The 18,656-nt window shown below is 54.5% G+C and carries 17 protein-coding genes; 4 read left to right on the forward strand and 13 right to left on the reverse strand.

The genetic code is table 11. The features are described from left to right. The first annotated feature begins 22 nt into the window (after positions 1-22). On the forward strand, positions 23-865 hold the full coding sequence (gene sseA / locus WFP70_RS18365) for a 3-mercaptopyruvate sulfurtransferase (protein ID WP_337024028.1): 843 nt from the start codon (positions 23-25) through the stop codon (positions 863-865). A 242-nt stretch (positions 866-1,107) separates the two neighbouring features. Here sseA and sseB read toward each other — a convergent pair whose 3' ends face one another. The 5 genes from sseB to trmJ form a co-directional block, all read right to left on the reverse strand. Then, on the reverse strand, positions 1,108-1,875 hold the full coding sequence (gene sseB, locus WFP70_RS18370; RefSeq protein ID WP_166936315.1) for an enhanced serine sensitivity protein SseB: 768 nt from the start codon (positions 1,873-1,875) through the stop codon (positions 1,108-1,110). A gap of 240 nt (positions 1,876-2,115) precedes the next feature. Then, positions 2,116-3,402: an aminopeptidase PepB gene (gene pepB / locus WFP70_RS18375; RefSeq protein WP_160869802.1), complete on the reverse strand. Its 1,287-nt coding sequence runs from the start codon at positions 3,400-3,402 to the stop codon at positions 2,116-2,118. A 62-nt stretch (positions 3,403-3,464) separates the two neighbouring features. Next, positions 3,465-4,634 carry an IscS subfamily cysteine desulfurase gene (locus WFP70_RS18380; RefSeq protein ID WP_337024027.1) on the reverse strand — a complete coding sequence of 390 codons (1,170 nt, stop codon included), beginning with the start codon at positions 4,632-4,634 and terminating at the stop codon, positions 3,465-3,467. 89 nt (positions 4,635-4,723) lie between these two features. Next, entirely contained in the window at positions 4,724-5,221 is a 498-nt protein-coding gene (gene iscR, locus WFP70_RS18385) for a Fe-S cluster assembly transcriptional regulator IscR (RefSeq protein WP_034825654.1), read from the reverse strand. A gap of 135 nt (positions 5,222-5,356) precedes the next feature. Continuing rightward, complete coding sequence (trmJ, locus tag WFP70_RS18390) at positions 5,357-6,100, reverse strand: tRNA (cytosine(32)/uridine(32)-2'-O)-methyltransferase TrmJ (protein WP_034825966.1); 744 nt, start codon at positions 6,098-6,100, stop codon at positions 5,357-5,359. A 121-nt stretch (positions 6,101-6,221) separates the two neighbouring features. On the opposite strand from trmJ, the gene suhB reads away from it, so the two are divergent. Beyond that, on the forward strand, positions 6,222-7,025 hold the full coding sequence (gene suhB / locus WFP70_RS18395; protein ID WP_034825653.1) for an inositol-1-monophosphatase: 804 nt from the start codon (positions 6,222-6,224) through the stop codon (positions 7,023-7,025). A 42-nt stretch (positions 7,026-7,067) separates the two neighbouring features. Here suhB and WFP70_RS18400 read toward each other — a convergent pair whose 3' ends face one another. Together WFP70_RS18400 and WFP70_RS18405 are read right to left on the reverse strand one after the other, a co-directional pair. Beyond that, entirely contained in the window at positions 7,068-8,051 is a 984-nt protein-coding gene (locus tag WFP70_RS18400) for a nickel/cobalt transporter (protein WP_337024026.1), read from the reverse strand. Further along, entirely contained in the window at positions 8,042-8,668 is a 627-nt protein-coding gene (locus WFP70_RS18405) for a DUF1007 family protein (protein WP_337024025.1), read from the reverse strand. Before WFP70_RS18405 ends, WFP70_RS18400 begins: the two co-directional genes overlap by 10 nt. A 156-nt stretch (positions 8,669-8,824) precedes the next feature. Between WFP70_RS18405 and csiE the strand changes: the two genes are divergently transcribed. Next, positions 8,825-10,093 (forward strand): stationary phase inducible protein CsiE, encoded by a 1,269-nt coding sequence (gene csiE / locus WFP70_RS18410; RefSeq protein ID WP_045814928.1) that lies wholly within the window; start codon positions 8,825-8,827, stop codon positions 10,091-10,093. On the opposite strand, the gene WFP70_RS18415 is transcribed toward csiE, so the two are convergent. Both WFP70_RS18415 and glyA read right to left on the reverse strand, forming a co-directional pair. Continuing rightward, positions 10,090-11,226: a 3-phenylpropionate MFS transporter gene (locus WFP70_RS18415; RefSeq protein ID WP_058959200.1), complete on the reverse strand. Its 1,137-nt coding sequence runs from the start codon at positions 11,224-11,226 to the stop codon at positions 10,090-10,092. The genes csiE and WFP70_RS18415 overlap by 4 nt on opposite strands. Before the next feature lie 294 nt (positions 11,227-11,520). Then, positions 11,521-12,774 carry a serine hydroxymethyltransferase gene (glyA, locus tag WFP70_RS18420; protein ID WP_045814929.1) on the reverse strand — a complete coding sequence of 418 codons (1,254 nt, stop codon included), beginning with the start codon at positions 12,772-12,774 and terminating at the stop codon, positions 11,521-11,523. A gap of 338 nt (positions 12,775-13,112) precedes the next feature. On the opposite strand from glyA, the gene hmpA reads away from it, so the two are divergent. Beyond that, a complete protein-coding gene (gene hmpA / locus WFP70_RS18425) occupies positions 13,113-14,297 on the forward strand; it encodes an NO-inducible flavohemoprotein (protein WP_337024024.1) in 1,185 nt (394 codons plus the stop codon). A gap of 49 nt (positions 14,298-14,346) precedes the next feature. On the opposite strand, the gene glnB is transcribed toward hmpA, so the two are convergent. The 4 genes from glnB to WFP70_RS18445 form a co-directional block, all read right to left on the reverse strand. Continuing rightward, positions 14,347-14,685, reverse strand: coding sequence for a nitrogen regulatory protein P-II (gene glnB, locus WFP70_RS18430; protein ID WP_034825643.1), 339 nt, complete (start codon positions 14,683-14,685; stop codon positions 14,347-14,349). 205 nt (positions 14,686-14,890) lie between these two features. After that, positions 14,891-16,222 carry a two-component system response regulator GlrR gene (gene glrR / locus WFP70_RS18435; RefSeq protein ID WP_058959153.1) on the reverse strand — a complete coding sequence of 444 codons (1,332 nt, stop codon included), beginning with the start codon at positions 16,220-16,222 and terminating at the stop codon, positions 14,891-14,893. Between the two features lie 2 nt (positions 16,223-16,224). Beyond that, positions 16,225-16,896 carry a two-component system QseEF-associated lipoprotein QseG gene (qseG, locus tag WFP70_RS18440; protein WP_337024023.1) on the reverse strand — a complete coding sequence of 224 codons (672 nt, stop codon included), beginning with the start codon at positions 16,894-16,896 and terminating at the stop codon, positions 16,225-16,227. Positions 16,897-16,899: 3 nt separating this feature from the next. Beyond that, complete coding sequence (locus WFP70_RS18445) at positions 16,900-18,327, reverse strand: sensor histidine kinase (protein WP_337024022.1); 1,428 nt, start codon at positions 18,325-18,327, stop codon at positions 16,900-16,902. Between the last annotated feature and the right edge of the window lie 329 nt (positions 18,328-18,656).

Raw genomic sequence — 18,656 nt, forward strand, 5'->3', positions numbered from 1 at the left:
TGATTGAGAAGAGGTTGTTGCGATGACAGCTCCCCTGTTTGTCTCTGCCGATTGGTTAAAAGAGCATTACACCGATGAAACGTTGCAGGTTTTAGATGCGCGCATGTTGCCGCCAGGTCAGGAAGCGGTGCGTGATATCCAGGCGGAATATCTGGCAGGGCATTTGCCCGATGCGCCTTATTTCAATATCGAAGCTTTGTCCGATCACACCAGCGCTTACCCGCATATGATGCCGCGCCCGGAAGCTTTTGCCGTGGCGATGCGCGAACTGGGTGTTAATCAGGATAAACATCTGGTGGTTTACGACGAAGGTAACCTGTTCTCTGCACCCCGTGCATGGTGGATGTTGCGCGCCTTTGGCTGCGTCAATGTGTCGATTCTGGCGGGCGGTTTGCAGGGCTGGAAAGCGGCAGGCTTTGATGTCGCTTCGGGCCCGGTTAATCTGCCAGAAGGCGAGTTCGAAGCCCATTACGATCAGGGTCTGGTGAAACGCCTGACCGATGTGTTGTTGATCAGCCATGAAGGCGGTGCGCAGATCGTTGACGCCCGAGCGGCTAACCGCTTCAATGCTGAAGTCGATGAGCCTCGTCCCGGGCTGCTGCGCGGACACATCCCGAATAGCCTGAATATGCCGTGGAACAATCTGGTGGTGAACGGCGAGCTGAAACCAGCGGCTGAACTGCGCGATTTGTTTGAAAAAGCAGGTATTCAACTGGATCAGCCCATTATCGCCAGCTGTGGTTCGGGGGTAACCGCGGTGGTGGTGATTCTGGCGTTGACATCGCTGGGCGTGCGTGATGTCACCCTGTATGACGGATCCTGGGGCGAATGGGGTAGCCGCGACGATTTACCGATTGAGAAATAAAGTTTTTGCTAGCCGATTAAACTGCTGAGCATGGTGATGAAGGGGGGCTTGCAGAGCAAAATTCTGCGCCTGCCAATGATGATTTGACTACCGCGCAATAAATTGCGCCACTACCCGATCAGTGCGATCTGTAGCGGCGCGATCAGATAAGTGCGATCCGTAGCGGCGCGATTTATCGCGCGTATCTTAAGCCGGACGATGACTTTCAGATGCGCAATAAATTGCACCGCAGCTAGCGATGTTTAGATAATCCGCTGACTGCCTTTGAAGTCGCGCAGGAAACTCCCCCAGCGACGCTCATAAAAAGGCGTGATATGGGCGGTGAAGAAGTGGCTGACGCCTTTCTCGTCGACCACCACTTCGCAGATATCAATCGGTGCATCATCCGCCAGCGTATCGGTTGCCACGCTGCCTGCCGCCTGAATAATCTCATCGATATTGCTATCCGCTTCGATACCGATCAGCAAATTGGGTTCTTCCGTGGCGCTCTCACGAATGCTGGCGATATAAGCACGACGCACCTGCTTATACTTGGCAAACAGTTGCGTCAGTGAATCAATCATCTGCGCGGGCGGTTCAGCCACTTCCGACAGAAGCAGCGCATGGCCGCCTTCCAACACCGTTTGCTGACTCAGCGCACTGCCCTCTTCACCGATCAAATGGGCAATCTCACCCGGTGAAAACTCTTTACCGGCGGGCAGCTTAGGATTGAGGAATAAACTCTCACCCAGGGTCATTTCGAACAGCGTGCGCGCGGGCAGGCGCAGATAAGGCTGCTCTTCTTTGATTGCTTCCTCCATCGCCTCTTCTGAGGTGAAGAACGGGATAACGCTGCCTCCGCCCTCTTTTTCCCAATGCAGCAACTCCACAGGCGAGGTGGCATCAAACTGCTCTGCAGGGCTTTCACCTGGCACCCAAATATCAGATTCCAGCAGTAGTTGAAAGAATTCCGGACGGTGCGCAGGCTCAGTGGCGGCCAGCTTTAGCACCTCTTCAAGACGATTGCTCATTTATCAAGTTCCAAAAAAACGGCAAGCTCATGCATGAGGTTTGCCGCTTAAGCGCTGTTCGGTCGCCATCAATGGCGCCCCTACACAATACTGATGAAGGATGCACATCAACGACGACCTGACGTAGGTTGCACATCAATGGCGACCAGACGAAAGGTGCATGCACATCAATGGCGGCCTGACGTAGGTTACACATCTCTCTGCGACCCAACGTAAGGTGCGCACTCATGCGCACCGATTTTATTTCAGTAACAGATTGGCAATAGTGCGCACACCCAGACCGGTGGCACCCGCTGACCACTGATCCACCGCGCTTTTACGGTAAGTGGCAGAACAGTCAATGTGCAGCCAACCCTGCTGATACTTGCTAACGAAGTAAGAGAGGAACGCCGCCGCGCTGCTGGCGCCGGCTGCATGTGCCGGACTCGCGATGTTGTTCAGATCGGCAAAGTTTGACGGCAGATGGCTGCGATGGAACTCCGCCAGCGGCAGACGCCAGAAGGCTTCGTTTTCACCGGTTGCACTGCCCAGCAGAGATTCCGCCAGGACATCGTCAAAGGTAAACAGGGCGTGATAATCGTTGCCCAGCGCCGTTTTCGCTGCACCGGTCAGAGTTGCTGCATCAATCAGTAACTCAGGATTTTGCTCGCTGGCATCAATCAGACCATCAGCCAGCACCAGGCGCCCTTCCGCATCGGTGTTCATCACTTCCACGGTTTTACCGTTACGATAGCGAATGATGTCGCCGAGACGGAACGCGTTACCGCTCACCATGTTGTCAGCACAGCACAGGAACAGCTTCACACGTTTCTTCAGGCCACGCGCAATCGCCAGCGCCAGCGCGCCAGTCACCGTTGCTGCGCCGCCCATATCGGATTTCATCGAATCCATAAACGCGCTCTGCTTCAGGCTGTAACCACCGGTATCAAAGGTGATGCCTTTTCCGACCAGACAAGCGTATACCGGTGCATTTTCATCGCCGCTTGGGTTGAAGTCGAGCGCCAGCAGCACAGGTGCGCGGGTTGAACCGCGGCCCACGGTGTGAATACCGGCATAACCCTGCTCGCGCAGATCCTCTCCTTTGGTGATGCGATAGCTCACTGCGTCACCGCCCACTTCGCTGATCAGATCGATCGCGCTGTGCGCCAGTTGTTCCGGGCTCAGATCTTCCGCGGGTAAGTTGATGGTGTCGCGCACCCAGTCAACGATCTTCAGACGACGATCAAATTCTGTTTGATCGTTTTCGCTTAATGCTGGCCACTCTACCTGGCGCTTGCCTTTCGGGCTGCGATAGCCTTGCCAGAATGCCCAGCACTTCTCTAAATCCCACTCTTCGCCGCTCAGAGCTACGTGGCGAATCCCCTGACCGTCCAGCTTACGCCCCGCGCGCTGGATGCTCATCAGCGCATCGGCGCCAGTCAGGTGAAGGGTCATGCCACTTTCAGTGCTGCTCAGCAGTGCTTTTTCACCCCAGCGCGCATCGGCGGCCTGGGAGCTGAGCGTAATTGTCATCGGTTGTGTTGTCATCGCGTGGCTCCGTTTGCGTTAGGTGTCACCTTACGCCAGAACCGGCGCAAGGGGTGCATGAATTAGCGGGACGTGGCGGGCGTTAATGCCCGTAAACGGCTTACCGCTTTATTGACCAGCTCAATGGCATAGTCAATTTCCTCTTCGGTAGTGAAGCGTCCCAGCGAGAAGCGCAGCGAGCTGTGTGCCAGCTCCTGCTCAACGCCCATGGCGCGCAGTACATAAGAGGGTTCGAGACTGGCCGAGGTACAGGCAGAACCGGACGACAGCGCCAGATCTTTCAGCGCCATAATCAGCGATTCGCCATCAACCTGAGCAAAACTGAGGTTGAGGATATTCGGTGCGCCCTGCTCAAGCGAACCGTTAATATTCACATTCTCTAACTGGCTGATGCCGTGCCACAGACGTTGGCGCATGGCTGCGAGACGCGCCATTTCACTGCTCATCTCTTCACGTGCAACGCGATACGCTTCGCCCATTCCCACGATTTGATGCACCGGCAAGGTTCCGGATCGCATACCGCGTTCATGACCGCCGCCGTGCATCTGCGCGTCGATCTGTAATTTAGGTTTACGACGCACCCACAGCGCACCAATGCCTTTCGGACCATAAATCTTATGCGCTGAAAACGACATCAGATCCACCGGCAGTGCCGCAACATCAATCGGCAATTTGCCGACGCTTTGGGTGGCATCAACATGAAACAGGATGTCACGCGCGCGGCACAAGGCTCCGAGCGCGGCGATATCCTGAATCACGCCGGTTTCGTTGTTCACATGCATCAGGGAAACCAGCACCGTGTCATCGCGCAGTGCGGCTTCCAGCATCGCAGGCGTGACAATGCCATCGATGCCGGGTTGCAGATAGGTGACGTCGAAGCCTTCACGCTCCAGTTGCTGGCAGCTATCCAGCACTGCTTTGTGCTCAGTTTGACTGGTAATAATGTGTTTGCCGCGCGCCTGATGGAATTGAGCCGCGCCCTTAATGGCGAGGTTATCAGCTTCGGTGGCACCGGAAGTAAAAACGATTTCACGCGGATCGGCATTGACCAGCTCTGCAATCTGATTGCGCGCCACATCAACGGCTTCTTCTGCCTGCCAGCCAAAACGGTGAGAACGGGAAGCGGGGTTACCGAAGGTGCCATCCAAAGTCAGAAACTGCATCATTTTGGTGGCGACACGCGGATCGGCAGGCGTTGTCGCTGCGTAATCCAGGTAGATCGGTAATTTCATTGCGCTAAAACTCCGTATAAAAAATCATACGTCTTTATAGCACGATTCAGCCCCGGCTGTGTGAACAGCAAGGGCTGAAGGGGAGCGGATTAAGCACGCAGATTAACGTTGATGGTTTCCTGCATACGATGCTGCTGGAAGCGGCGAGTGTCGTTCATGTTCTGACGATCTGCCACATCAAGGATTTCCTGGTTGTTTACCAGTTCAGCCAGCGTGATGTTGTTGAGGAATTCGCTGATGCGTTCGCTCAGGTCACGCCACAGGACGTGAGTCAGGCAGCGCTCGCCGCCCTGGCAGCCTTCTTTACCCTGGCACTTGGTGGCGTCAACAGATTCGTCAACCGCCGTGATCACCGCGCCAACGGCAATCGCGCCAGCATCTTTACCTAACAGATATCCACCACCTGGACCACGAACGCTGGCCACTAAACCGTGCTTACGCAGACGTGAGAATAACTGCTCCAGATAGGAGAGCGAAATGCCCTGACGCTCAGAAATGTCAGCCAGCGGCACCGGGCCCTCGTTTGAGTGCAGTGCAACGTCCAGCATAGCGGTTACGGCATAACGTCCTTTGGATGTCAGTCTCATAGCATACAACCTCGTAAGCGTCCGTCCGGGTATCGGCGGGCTATCTGATGAATTGACGCCAGTCTGCCATTCCTGAGTAAAACGGTCAACTATTTAACCAAGTAATTTACTCAACTATTTAACCAACTGTTTTACTCAACTATTACCCTTATCACCTTTAGGCTTTTGGAACGAAGCCAGCATACCCCGCAGGATATTGAGTTCATCACGTTCCGGGCGCGCGCGGGTATAGAGACGACGCAGTTTGCTCATCACCTGGCTTGGGGTGCCTTCACGGATAAAGCCGCTCTCCAGCATCATCTTCTCAATGTGTTGATAGAAGCGCTCCAGATCGTCCACCAGCGGATACGGTGACTCTTCTTCTTGCGGTTGTGGGCTGGCTTTTTCCTGCGCGTCCAGCCATGCCATACGCACTTCGTAAGCAATGATCTGCACTGCCATCGCCAGGTTCAGCGAGCTGTATTCCGGATTAGCCTGAATGGCGACGTGATAGTGGCACTTCTGCAACTCTTCATTGGTCAGGCCCACACGTTCACGACCAAACACCAGTGCAACCGGTGCCTGCTGGCCCTCTTCCACGCTTTTGATACCGCATTCACGCGAATCCAGCATCGGCCAGGGCAGCGATCGGGAACGCGCGCTGGTGCCGACAACCAGGCTACAGCCCGCAATCGCTTCGTCCAGCGTATCCACGATTTTTGCATCGCCAATCACATCGCTGGCGCCGGCGGCAAGAGAGATGGCCTGCGAGTCAGGTTTGACCAGCGGGTTGACCAGATAAAGATTGGTTAAGCCCATGGTTTTCATGGCGCGAGCAACAGAGCCCATGTTGCCAGTGTGCGAGGTTTCAACCAGTACGATTCGGATATTTTGCAGCATAATAGTGAGCGGTGAGAAAATGATGGCGCGTAGCCTAGCATAAAAGCAGGACATTTGCTGAACACCCTGATATACTCCGCGCCGTTTTCACCCGTTCTTTAACATCCAGCGAGAGATACCGATGCATCCGATGCTCAACATCGCCGTGCGCGCAGCGCGCAAGGCCGGTAATTTAATTGCCAAGAATTATGAAACCCCGGACGCTGTCGAAGCCAGCCAGAAAGGCAGCAACGACTTCGTTACCAATGTTGATCGCGACGCAGAACGTCTGATTGTCGAAGTGATTCGCAAATCCTACCCGCAGCACTCCATCATCACCGAAGAAAGCGGTGAACTGGCGGGTGACGATCAGGACATTCAATGGGTAATCGATCCGCTGGATGGCACTACCAACTTCATTAAACGTTTACCACACTTCTCAGTTTCAATCGCAGTGCGCATCAAAGGCCGCACCGAAGTGGCTGTGGTTTACGATCCAATGCGTAACGAACTGTTCACCGCTGTTCGCGGTCAGGGCGCACAGCTGAATGGCTACCGTCTGCGTGGCAGCACCGCGCGTGACCTGGATGGCACCATCCTGGCAACCGGCTTCCCGTTCAAGCTGAAACAGCACGCAACCCCTTACATCAACATCGTGGGCAAACTGTTCACTCAATGTGCTGACTTCCGTCGCACCGGTTCTGCTGCGCTGGATCTGGCTTACGTGGCCGCTGGCCGCGTGGACGGTTTCTTCGAGATCGGTCTGAAGCCATGGGATTTCGCTGCGGGAGAACTGCTGGTGCGTGAAGCGGGCGGCCTGGTGACAGACTTCACCGGCAACCATGGCTACATGATGTCAGGTAACATCGTTGCAGGTAACCCACGCGTTGTGAAAGCCATGCTGGCGACCATGCGTGAAGAACTGAGCGAAGCGCTGAAGCGCTAAGCACAAAAAAGGCGGATATCATATCCGCCTTTTTTTACGCCGTTAAAACGGTCGTAACCCGCTACTCATCATCGGCTGTGCGCTTTGCCACAGTAACCACCCTGCCAGTACCAGCAGAATCCCACCTGCTAATCCTAATGCCGGCATAATGATTTTCGCCCCGTGCGACATTGCACTGTTTGCCCCTAGCTTTTCAGCTAATCGCCGCGATCGTTGAACTAATAAGCCCATTGCGGAGACCGTGACCGCCGTACCGATGGCCATGGCCACCGCCGAGGCCACACCCCACGCATAAACACCAATCACCTTAGAAAACAGCAGCATCATGATGGCGCCAGAACAGGGACGCATGCCCATGGAGAACACTACCAGCGCCTGGGTTTTCCCGCTCACCGCGCGATCCATCTGTTCAGCACTCGGCAGATGCGCATGACCGCATCCGCAGTGTTCATCATGCTGGTGATGTGGGCGAATGGCGTGAATCTGAATCTTCGCCGACGCGGGACGTAATAGCGGAAGTAATGACCGCAGCGCACGCCAGCCGACCCACACGCCCAACGCCATCACCAGCAGATAACTGCCCTTCTCCAGCCAGTAACTGCCGAGATGCATTTGCCGCGATGAGGTTTGCAATACCACCAGCATCACCGTCACCAAACCAATCGCCACGCCACCTTGTAACAGTGCGGCCAGTAGCGTCAGTTTCATGCTGGTTTTTAGCTTAGCGGGATGCGTCGCCAGGAAGGTGCTGATCACCACTTTACCGTGCCCTGGGCCCAGCGCGTGCAGCACACCATAAGCCAGGCTAAAAAGCATTAAAGTCACGCCCGCCTGCTGAGGCTGGTCAGCCACTTGTTGCAGGAGTTGGGTCATTTCGCGATTGAGGACTTTCTGCCATAACACGCTTTGCAGCAAAATTTGCGACCAGTGCTGCCACAGGGTATATCCGGCAGCGAGCATCACTATGGCCAGCAACCACAGCGGCCACAGTCTGCGTGAACGAGAAGGCAGAGAAATCAATGACATGTCAGGGTTACCGTTTGCGCGAATTGCTGACCAAGATCCATGTCTTCCGGCGGCGCATCGGCTTTATCCAGCGACAGCGCATATTGCTTGAGCGAGTCATCCGGTTTGGGGGTGTGTAAGTCTATCTGGCAGTGTGCTTTTACGCCGTCGTCCATGGTTAATGCCTGTGGGTTATCGTAATACATATCAACAAAGTAGCTCGGATCGAAGGTCTGAATACGATACTGTTTCGCACTCAGCGACTGGGGTTCGCCAAACGGCACAATAAACTCCAGCACTGCTTTGTTGCCGTTGCGCGACAAATTGTACTCTTTGGGCAAATTCAGGAACTTCACCCGCGTTTTGTCCTGCCATACCTCTGAGAAGTAATGTTGCCCCAACACGTTCGCCATCACCTGCGCCGCCAGCTTTTTCCATACCACGTCACCGGGTTTCGCTTTGCCGGCATCGTAAAGCAGATCGGCTGAAGTAATTTCATCCATGGTCCACACCATTTTCATGCCTGTCAGGTGATCGTTTTCGCTGACAAACTCGTTTTTCATATTGATAAAGCTGTGCGGATGAGACCAGGCTGCAGCGCTGAACAACAGCGTAAAAGGAATGAGTGCAATTTTCATGTGTTATAAAGTAACAATTCTCAAGTGAAGATTATACTGGTCCAGAAAAACTGTGACCCGCCTAAAAGCTCTGAGCAAAAGTCACGACAAAGTGCAGGGTTACCGCGTGGAGTTAGCTATTCTTAGCTCAAAAATGACCCGCGGATAATACTATTGATGAGTTCTGCACCTTCATCTGCACCACTCTTCAGCCGTGCCCAGCGTCGTTGTCATCTGCTATTGCTACTGTTTCTGCCTGCTCCCGCGCTAACGCTTGAAAAGCTCTGCCAGTTAAATGGTGTTGATCCTGCCGTTGCCCGACAGGATATCGCGGATGTCGGTGATGAGATACAGCGCTTCCATCAACTGGAGTTACACCAGATGGTGGATGGCAGCTTCCGCATACACGGGACGGAACTGGACAGGCGGCTCTGCCTGCTCCATTGGCTGCGACGCGCGCTGCGCCTGTCGCAGGATTTCGTCTGCGAACATTTTGCTCCCGTGCTGCGTCAGCGCCTGAAAGTCCTCAATATCGAAAAGGCGCTGTGGGATGAAACCAATCTGCAGGCGTTAATTCAACATTGCAGTCTGCGACTAAGCCGCGATTTCACGCCGCGCGATCGCCTGTTCCTGCAAATCTTTATGAAGTACGCGCTTTGCCAACGGCAAAATGCACTGTTTAATGAAAAACAGCGGGCATGGCTGGCAGCAAAAACCGAGCGTGCTGCCGCAGATGATGTGATTCACCACTGGCAGAAACGCTGCCATTTAGCGCCGGACGTTAGCGAAACCGACTTCTGGACGCTGCTGTTCAGTTTGATTCATGCGCCGGATGGGAATCAGCTTGAAGACCACCAGGCACAGCAGCTCATGCTGGCCGTAGAAGCGTTAATCGCCCGTTTTGAACAGCTGGCGCAGACACGCGTCAAAAATCAGCACGAGCTGAAATTGCAATTATTCACGCATCTGGCGCAAGCGCTGGATCGCAGTCACTTTGCCATTGGGATTGATAACAGTGTGGCATTGGACGTGGCACGTCTTTATCCACGTTTACTGCGCACCACCGAACGCGCGCTCTATCACTTTAGCAGTGATTTCGGCACGGAATTCAGCGCGGAGGAAGTGAGTCTGGTGGCAGTGTTGTTCGGTGCCTGGCTGATGCAGGATAGCGCACTGCAGGAGAAGCAGGTACTGCTGTTGACCGGCGCGGATGCGGCAATGGAACAATTACTGGAGCAGCAAATCCGCGAGATAACGCTGCTGCCAATCAACATCACTTATCAGGATATGCTGCACTTTCAGCGAGAAGGTGCACCGCGTGACGTGGCGCTGGTGATCACACCTTACGCCACATCGTTACCGTTGTTTTCCCCCCCACTGATCCACGCCGAGCTGCCGCTAAGCTATCATCAGCAGCAACGCATTCGTCAACTGCTGGAAGCTTAAGCGGCGCGCGGACGAAGGAACAATGCAGGAAGCGCCACCAGTGCCATCACCCAGAACAGATGTCCCTGTAAATGGGTAAACAGCACACCGCTGATCATCGTCATCACGGCAATCCCGCCGCCCATCGCCAGTGCAGAGTAAAGCGACTGCAATCGAATCACCTCGGCCCCTTTGCGCGCGGCAATAAAGCGCATCGCTGCCAAATGGCATACGGTGAAGCTGCCACAATGCAAAATCTGAGCAGCAATGAGCAGCGGCAGCGCGGTGCTGGATCCCAGCATCACCCAGCGCACTAACGCACAGCAGCAAGAAAGCAGCAGCAAGTCGCGGGCACTCCAGCGACGGAACAGACGATTGCTCAGCGCGAAGATGACGATTTCCGCCACCACGCCCAACGACCATAGATAGCCAATCACCGATGCGGAATAACCTGCTTCCTGCCACCAGATAGCACTGAAGCTGTAATAGGCTGCATGTGCCCCCTGCATTAGCGTCACGCATAACATAAAGCGCCAGACCGCGTTCTCCCGTAGCATATCGCGCCACGCCGTCCAACCGCCGCTTGCCCCCTGCCGCACATCACCTTGTGGCCGGGTTTTGGGTACTAACATCATGCCGCTAAGCATGGCCAGCAAGCCCACACTCAGCAGTGCCAGAATCGCCTGTGATGACCAGGCACTCACCAGCATCCCCGTCAGCGCAGAGCTAATCACAAACGCCAGCGAACCCCATAGCCGCACCGGGCCATAAGCCAGACCAATTTGCTGCGTCCAGGTCGCTGCCAGCGCATCGCTGAGCGGCACCAACGGCGAGAAAAACAGGTTGAAGCCCACCATGACCAATAACAGCCATAACCATTGGCCGCCAAACCAGAAACCTAACGCAAACAGGCACGTCATCAATGCCAGCAGCCGCAACGCCAGAATCAGCTGAGAAGGGTTTTTAACCTGCGAGGCGATCAGCAGGCTACCGACAAATCGCGCCACCATGCCGCAACCGAGCAGTAAGCCGATTTTTTCAGCATCCAGGCCTATGCCTTTGAGCCAGACGCTCCAGAAAGGTAAGTAGATGCCGTAACAGAAGAAGTAGGTGAAGTAGCTGAGTCCCAGCCATCTGGCCGATCCGATGGTCATTTTGCCTCCCACAGGCATGTCAGCTGCGCCCGCAGCCCATTGGGCCGCTACTTTGTCAGAGGCTTGAACAAAAGTGAAATGAAAGGTCGGGGAATCGCTTTTTCTGCGACAGGCTTCGTATCGGAAATCGTACCTCAGACGCCGTAATAACAAGGTCTGCGTGAACGTTTCATGTGCGGTGTGTGTGGTGTGTGTGGTGTGTGCGGTGTGTGTTGACTCTATACAGCATGGGGCGCGTGCATAAAAAAGGATGGCAAGCGCCATCCTCTTTAATCACATCAGCATGGTGCCAAATCAGGCATACACAGGCAGACGCGCACAGATATCGAGTACCTTCTGCTTGGTGCGCTCGATGGTCGCTTCGTCGTTGATGTTGTCCAGCACGTCAGCGATCCAGCCAGCCAGCTCACGCACGTCTGCTTCTTTGAAGCCACGACGTGTCACTGCTGGCGTACCGATACGCACACCGGAGGTCACGAATGGGCTCTTCGGATCGTTAGGTACACTATTTTTGTTCACAGTGATGTTAGCACGGCCCAGCGCGGCATCCGCTTCTTTACCGGTCAGGTTTTTGCTCACCAGATCGATCAGGAACAGGTGGTTATAAGTACCGCCTGAAACGATGTTGTAGCCACGCTCCAACAGAACCTCAACCATTGCTTTGGCGTTTTTAGCCACTTGCTGCTGGTAAGATTTGAACTCTGGCTCCATTGCTTCTTTGAACGCCACCGCTTTACCCGCGATTACGTGCATCAATGGACCACCCTGACCACCCGGGAACACCGCGGAGTTCAGTTTTTTGTACAGATCTTCGTCGCCGTTTTTCGCCAGAATCAGGCCACCACGTGGACCCGCGAGGGTTTTGTGGGTGGTTGAGGTCACGATGTGAGCATGCGGAACCGGGTTCGGGTAGACATCAGCGGCGATCAGACCGGCAACGTGTGCCATGTCAACGAACAGGTAAGCGCCCACGCTATCAGCGATTTCGCGCATTTTTGCCCAGTCGCACACGCCAGAGTATGCAGAGAAACCACCGACGATCATTTTTGGCTTATGCGTTTTAGCCAGCTCAGCCAGTTCGTCGTAGTTAATTTTGCCGGTTTCGTCGATGCCGTAAGGGATGACGTTATACAGCTTGCCTGACAGGTTCACTGGTGAACCGTGCGTCAGGTGACCACCGTGCGCCAGGTTCATACCGAGGATGGTGTCGCCCGGCTGCAACAGCGCAGTGTAAACCGCGAAGTTGGCCTGTGAGCCAGAGTGCGGCTGTACGTTGGCAAAGTCTGCGCCAAACAGCGCTTTCGCGCGATCGATTGCCAGCTGCTCAACGATATCAACGTATTCACATCCGCCGTAGTAGCGTTTGCCCGGATATCCTTCAGCATATTTGTTGGTGAGCTGTGAACCTTGCGCCTGCATAACGCGTGGGCTGGTGTAGTTTTCAGAAGCAATCAGTTCGATGTGCTCTTCCTGACGCACCTTCTCTTGCTCCATAGCCTGCCACAACTCGGCATCATAATCGGCAATGTTCATATCACGCTTTAACATCCGGCATCTCCTGACTAGCTAACTTTTTTAACGGCAGTTTAGGCCCCGGCAAGGGGCGAAGGCCAACAGTGTAAACGGTTTTGACAGGTGACGGTAGCGCCAATCCCCTCTTTTTACGCAAACGATTGGCACGGCGCTGGAACGGGTTTTTTACGCCTTTTTGCAATCCTGTAAATCACGATATTTGCTCACGCTGGAGAGGAATATTTTTCAGGTTTGTGGGCCAGCTTCCAGCTTCAGCACCTAACCCGCAATCAAAACAGGGGATTTACAGGCTAGATGAACGATCATAAGATGCATTTAAAATACATGTTTAAATTCACTGTGAGGCATTCACCATGCTTGATGCGCAAACTATCGCTACCGTAAAGTCTTCCCTGCCCGCTATTGCTCAGCTTGGCCCGCAACTCACTGGCCACTTCTACCAACGTTTGTTAACGGCACATCCGGAACTGAAAAACGTCTTCAACATGAATAATCAGCGCAGTGGCAATCAGCGTGAGGCGCTGTTTAATGCCATTGTCGCGTACGGCAGCAACCTGGAGAACCTGGCGGTGCTGCTGCCGGCGGTAGAGAAAATTGCGCAGAAGCACACCAGCCTGAACATTCAGCCCGCGCAATATGCGGTAGTCGGTGAAACGTTGCTGGCCACCATCGAAGAGTTACTCAATCCCGGCGATGACGTCTTACAGGCGTGGGGCAAAGCTTACGGGGTGCTGGCGGATGTGTTTATCCAGCGTGAAGAGGCGATTTATTGCGCCTCAGAAGAGAAAGTCGGCGGCTGGCGTGGCGCGCGTGACTTCCGTATTCGCACCATCAACACTGAAAGCTCAGTAATTAAAAGTTTTGAGCTGGTACCTAACGATGGTCAGCCCGTCGCCGATTTCCTGCCCGGACAATATCTGGCTGTTAGTCTGCGACCTGAAGGAAGCGAAAATATCCAGCATCGCCAGTATTCACTCACCCATCTACCTAACGGTAAATCCTATCGTATCGCAGTGAAGCGCGAGGAACACGGCAGCGTTTCCGGTTGGCTGCACACCCATGCGAAGGTCGGTGATATTGTGCAATGTGCTGCACCGGCGGGTGATTTCTATTTGCAAACAAAGGGAACCGCGCCGATCACGCTGATTTCTGCCGGTGTGGGTCAAACTCCGATGCTGGCAATGTTAGCCAGCCTGGCTGAGGAGCAGTATGCGGGCGCGGTTAACTGGCTACATGCGGCCGAATGTGGTGCACAGCATGCTTTCGCGGATGAAGTGCAAGCCACAGGTGCTCGCCTGCCACATTTCACCAGCCATATCTGGTATCGCGAACCGGAAAGCGTGGACAGTGGCCGTTTTGATGCGCAGGGATTCATGGACCTCGCAGGCATCTCCAGCCAATTGAATCAGGCCGACCGCCAGTTCTGGCTCTGCGGCCCTCTGCCATTTATGCAGTTTGTCGCGCGGCAGCTGGTCGATGCCGGTATCAGTGCCGATCGTATCCATTATGAAGTTTTTGGCCCGCACAAAGTGCTGTAAACAAAAAAGCCTGCATCATGCAGGCTTTTTAACAGGCTAACGAAGGGGCTTAGATCGCCTCTTCGTCCTCTTCACCGGTACGGATTCGCACCACGCGCGCCACGTCGAACACAAAGATTTTGCCGTCGCCGATTTTGCCGGTCTGCGCGGTATTCATAATGGCTTCAACGCAGGTGTCGACGATGTCATCACCGACCACCATTTCGATTTTCACTTTTGGCAGAAAATCGACCATGTACTCCGCGCCACGATACAGCTCAGTGTGGCCTTTCTGGCGACCAAAGCCCTTCACTTCACTGACCGTCATCCCGGTGATGCCCACTTCAGCCAACGCTTCGCGCACATCATCGAGTTTGAATGGTTTAATAATTGCATCGATCTTTTTCATGACAGATCCTTTTTTCACTCCCTCCATGATGGACGGATAACAAGTAGTATATACCCGTCCTGCTTCAAGTTGCAGAGGGGTTGGCGGCTCTCTTTTCCCCAAATCGCTTGAAGAAGTAAGCTCATCGGGATGCTTTCGTTTGCCGTCTGACTGCAACTCAAATTATTTGGGGTAGTCAATGGATGAATCAATATGCCGCAGCAAGCTACTCTTTAAATTCACTGGCGTCCAGCTCATGGCGTGACAGCAGCTTATAGAATTCTGTACGGTTACGTCCAGCCAGACGCGCAGCGTTGGTGACATTTCCTTTGGTCATTTGCAGCAATTTGCGCAGATAGTTGAGCTCAAATTGATTACGTGCCTCAACAAAGGTCGGTAGCGCGGTGTTTTCACCCGCTAACGCCTGCTCAACCAGCGCATCCCCGATCACGGGTGACGTGCTCAGCGCGACACACTGCTCAATCACGTTGACCAGCTGCCGCACGTTGCCAGGCCAACTGGCCCCCACTAAACGTTTCATCGCATCCACAGAGAAGCTGCGCACGAAGGGTTTATGGCGTTCGGCCGATTGGCGCAAGAGATGGTTCGCCAACAGCGGAATATCCTCTGCACGTTCATGTAGTGCGGGAATCTTCAGATTCACCACATTGAGGCGATAGTAGAGATCCTCGCGGAAACTCTTTTTCTCCATAGCTTTGGGCAGATCGCGATGCGTGGCCGAGATGATGCGCACGTTGATATCGACATCCCGATTACTGCCCAGCGGACGCACTTTTCGCTCCTGCAAGACGCGCAGGAGTTTGACCTGCAACGCCTGTGGCATATCACCAATTTCATCAAGAAACAGCGTGCCACCCTCCGCCGCCTGAAACAGCCCTTCACGCGCACTCACGGCACCGGTGAAAGCCCCTTTGGCGTGACCAAACAGCTCAGACTCCAGCAGTTGCTCCGGTAGCGCACCACAGTTAATGGCAATAAACGGCTTGTTTGCACGCGGGCTGGCGGCGTGAATCGCCTGAGCCAGCACTTCTTTTCCGGTACCGCTCTGGCCATTGATTAACACGCTGACGTCGGATTGCGCCACCATGTGCGCTTGATCCAGCAAACGCAGCATCAGTGGATTGCGCGTCACTACCGCTTCACGCCAGGTATCATCACTGACGGGCGCGCGCTGTGCTAACGCTTCATCAATGGCTTTATACAGCGCGTCACGATCCACCGGTTTCGTCAGGAAACTGAATACGCCCTGCTGCGTGGCAGAAACCGCTTCGGGGATCGAGCCGTGCGCCGTAAGAATGATCACCGGCAAACCCGCATGGCGTTTCTGGATTTCGCCAAATAACGCCAGTCCGTCCATTTCATCCATACGCAGATCGCTGATCACCAGATCAACTTTCTCTTTCTGCAACTGGCGCAGCGCATCCGGGCCACTTGCGGCGGTGGTCACCTGATAGCCTTCACTGCTTAAGCGCATGCCAAGCAGTTTAAGCAGGCCGGGATCGTCATCCACCAGCAGTAAACGTGCAGACTGTTTCATGGTCACTGCTCCTCACTTTGTGCATCACTGGCGCCGTGCGATGTATCGCTGCTGTCCGCCGGTTTACGGGACGACAACTGGCGTTCGATGTCAGTTAAGCGCTCAAGCTTACGCTGAGTCTCCTCCAGTGATTGACGCAGTTTGGTTTGCTGCTGGCGCAGGCTATCCAGCTCAGTATCGTGGCTTTGCTGGAGTGCAGCATAGCGGCTGCGTTCACCGCTTAACGCCAGCTGCGCCGCCTGATTGCTACGCCACAACATTAATAACGGACGCACGGAGGTTGGATAGGAAGCGCTGTAACCGTCTAGCGTATCGACGAACTGACGGCGCTCAAAGGGCGTCACATTGCCATTTGCCAGCAGAATGCCTTGTTTAAAAGCACGCGACCAGCCTTGTACTGGCCAGCGTCGTGCCTCAGCCCGCGCTTCCGCTGGGGATAAACGCTCACCACAGTCGATAGCACGCTGCCAGTAAAGAGGGTTGCTCATGGCTGTTGGCGTTTCAATCTTCCACACGTTTTGACAATCGGTCGCCAGATAATCAGGCAGCCGCACTTCTGGCTCAGGAAGATTGGTGCCATCGTGTAACGCGCTGCCCGTGGACGGTGTCTGGCAGGCACTCAAGCCAAATGCCACCAACGCGCAGCTAAAAAGTTTAATCAGGGTGTGTTTCATTAATCAGGCATTCCCGGCGCTGGTCGTCAAAATGATTCGAAAACAGACATCCGCATCCTTGCGCGTTACCAATTGCAAATCGCCCTGCATCCTGCGCAGGCAATCTTTCGCGATGCTTAACCCCAGCCCGCTGCCTTTAACTGGCCCTTTGCGCTGCTGGCTGCCCTGAAAAAAGGGCTCAAAAATCATCGCCTGCTCTTCGGCCGGAATCGGTGTGCCGGTGTTCGCCACCTCAATCCACACCTGGTTGCCTTTCTGTTGGCTCTGCAGCCAGATGTTACCGGATTCGCTGCCGTAGTTCACGGCGTTCGAATAGAGGTTATCGATGACCCTTTGCAGCAAGGTTGCCTCTGCCAGACAGTGCGCCACCTGAAGATCAACATGGGTGGTGATCTGACGTGCACCGGCGGGCAATGAATGGATTTTAACGACCGCATCAACGATGTCATTGATTGCTACCGGCTCCAGTGCCATGGGGCCATCCGCCAGTTTGCGGTTGTAATCCAAAAGTTGTTCGATGAGACGCTGCAAATGGCGGCTGCTGGTATCAAGAATCGCGACCACTTCTTGCTGTTCCGCATTGAGCGGCCCAGCCACCTGATCGGCCAATAATTCCGTGCCCTCTCGTAAGCTGGCAAGCGGGGTTTTCAGTTCGTGTGAGAGATGACGCAGAAACTCATGTCGCTGCTCTTCCAGCCAACTTAGGCGCTCGCTCAGCCACACGATGCGCTGGCCAAGAGAGCGGATTTCACGCGGACCGCGAAAACTCACGCTATCGCCAAGCGCTTTGCCTTGCCCCAGTCGGTTAATCATCCGTTCTACGCGTTTAACCGGGCCGATGATCATGCCGGTAAACAGCAGCACCAGTGCCAGACTGATCAGAAACAGAATCAGCGCCTGCCAGCCGAAAAACTGGCCGCGATCGGCGATTTCGCGCTGAAGCTGCAAGCCACGCGAAAATACCACTTCACGCGTCGCCTGCACCATTTGCGCATTGGCATCAGAAAAATGTTCGAGGGCCGTTGCGGCTTTTGCCACTGGGTTACCGTTGTCGCACTGCACGCTGGCGAGCTGCGGCAAGGTTTCCTGCAACGCTTTGAAGGAAGGAAGATCCGGCAGGCTATCCGCATGGCTGGTGAGCATCTGACCGTACCGCGTCCACTGCGTCTGATAAAGCTTTTGCAAGGTGGCATCACCCAAGACGCAATATTGACGATAACTGCGTTCCAGCTCGAGCGCCGTGCGCGCCATCGCTTCGCTGCGGCGTACGTCGGTAAAGGTATTGCGATTGGTATCTGCGGCCTGATTACTGAGCGCAGACAAACTTTCCCAGGCTTGCCACGCCAGCACCAGCAATGGCAACAGGACCAGCAAAAAAGCCATCAAGACTAACTGCCGCAGGGATCGGGGAAACAGACGCCATCTCTTCACTACCGCGCATCCTTAAATGTGAGCTGCTGGCATGCTAACGAAGTATCAATAGGGAAGAAAGTACCGAAAGGAAAAACGGCAGCCCTTTTGGGCTGCCGTGAGAGCGACGCCGCAGCATCGCTTGCAAAATAGGTGGAGCCTAACTCAACGTTGCGTCCGATGCTTGATAACGTTGCAAAGCAAGCGATTATCGGTTGGGTGGACGGCAGGCTCCGTTTGGTGCGTCATTCGAATTTTATGAGCTCAACCGCAGTGCGGGGCAATCATAGACAGGAGAATGAGCAACGCAGTGAGTATAGCAACTATCGTGCCAGAAATGAAATAGCATT

This window comes from Pantoea sp. USMM079 (assembly GCF_037153115.1).
In the GTDB taxonomy this organism is placed as follows: domain Bacteria; phylum Pseudomonadota; class Gammaproteobacteria; order Enterobacterales; family Enterobacteriaceae; genus Pantoea; species Pantoea communis.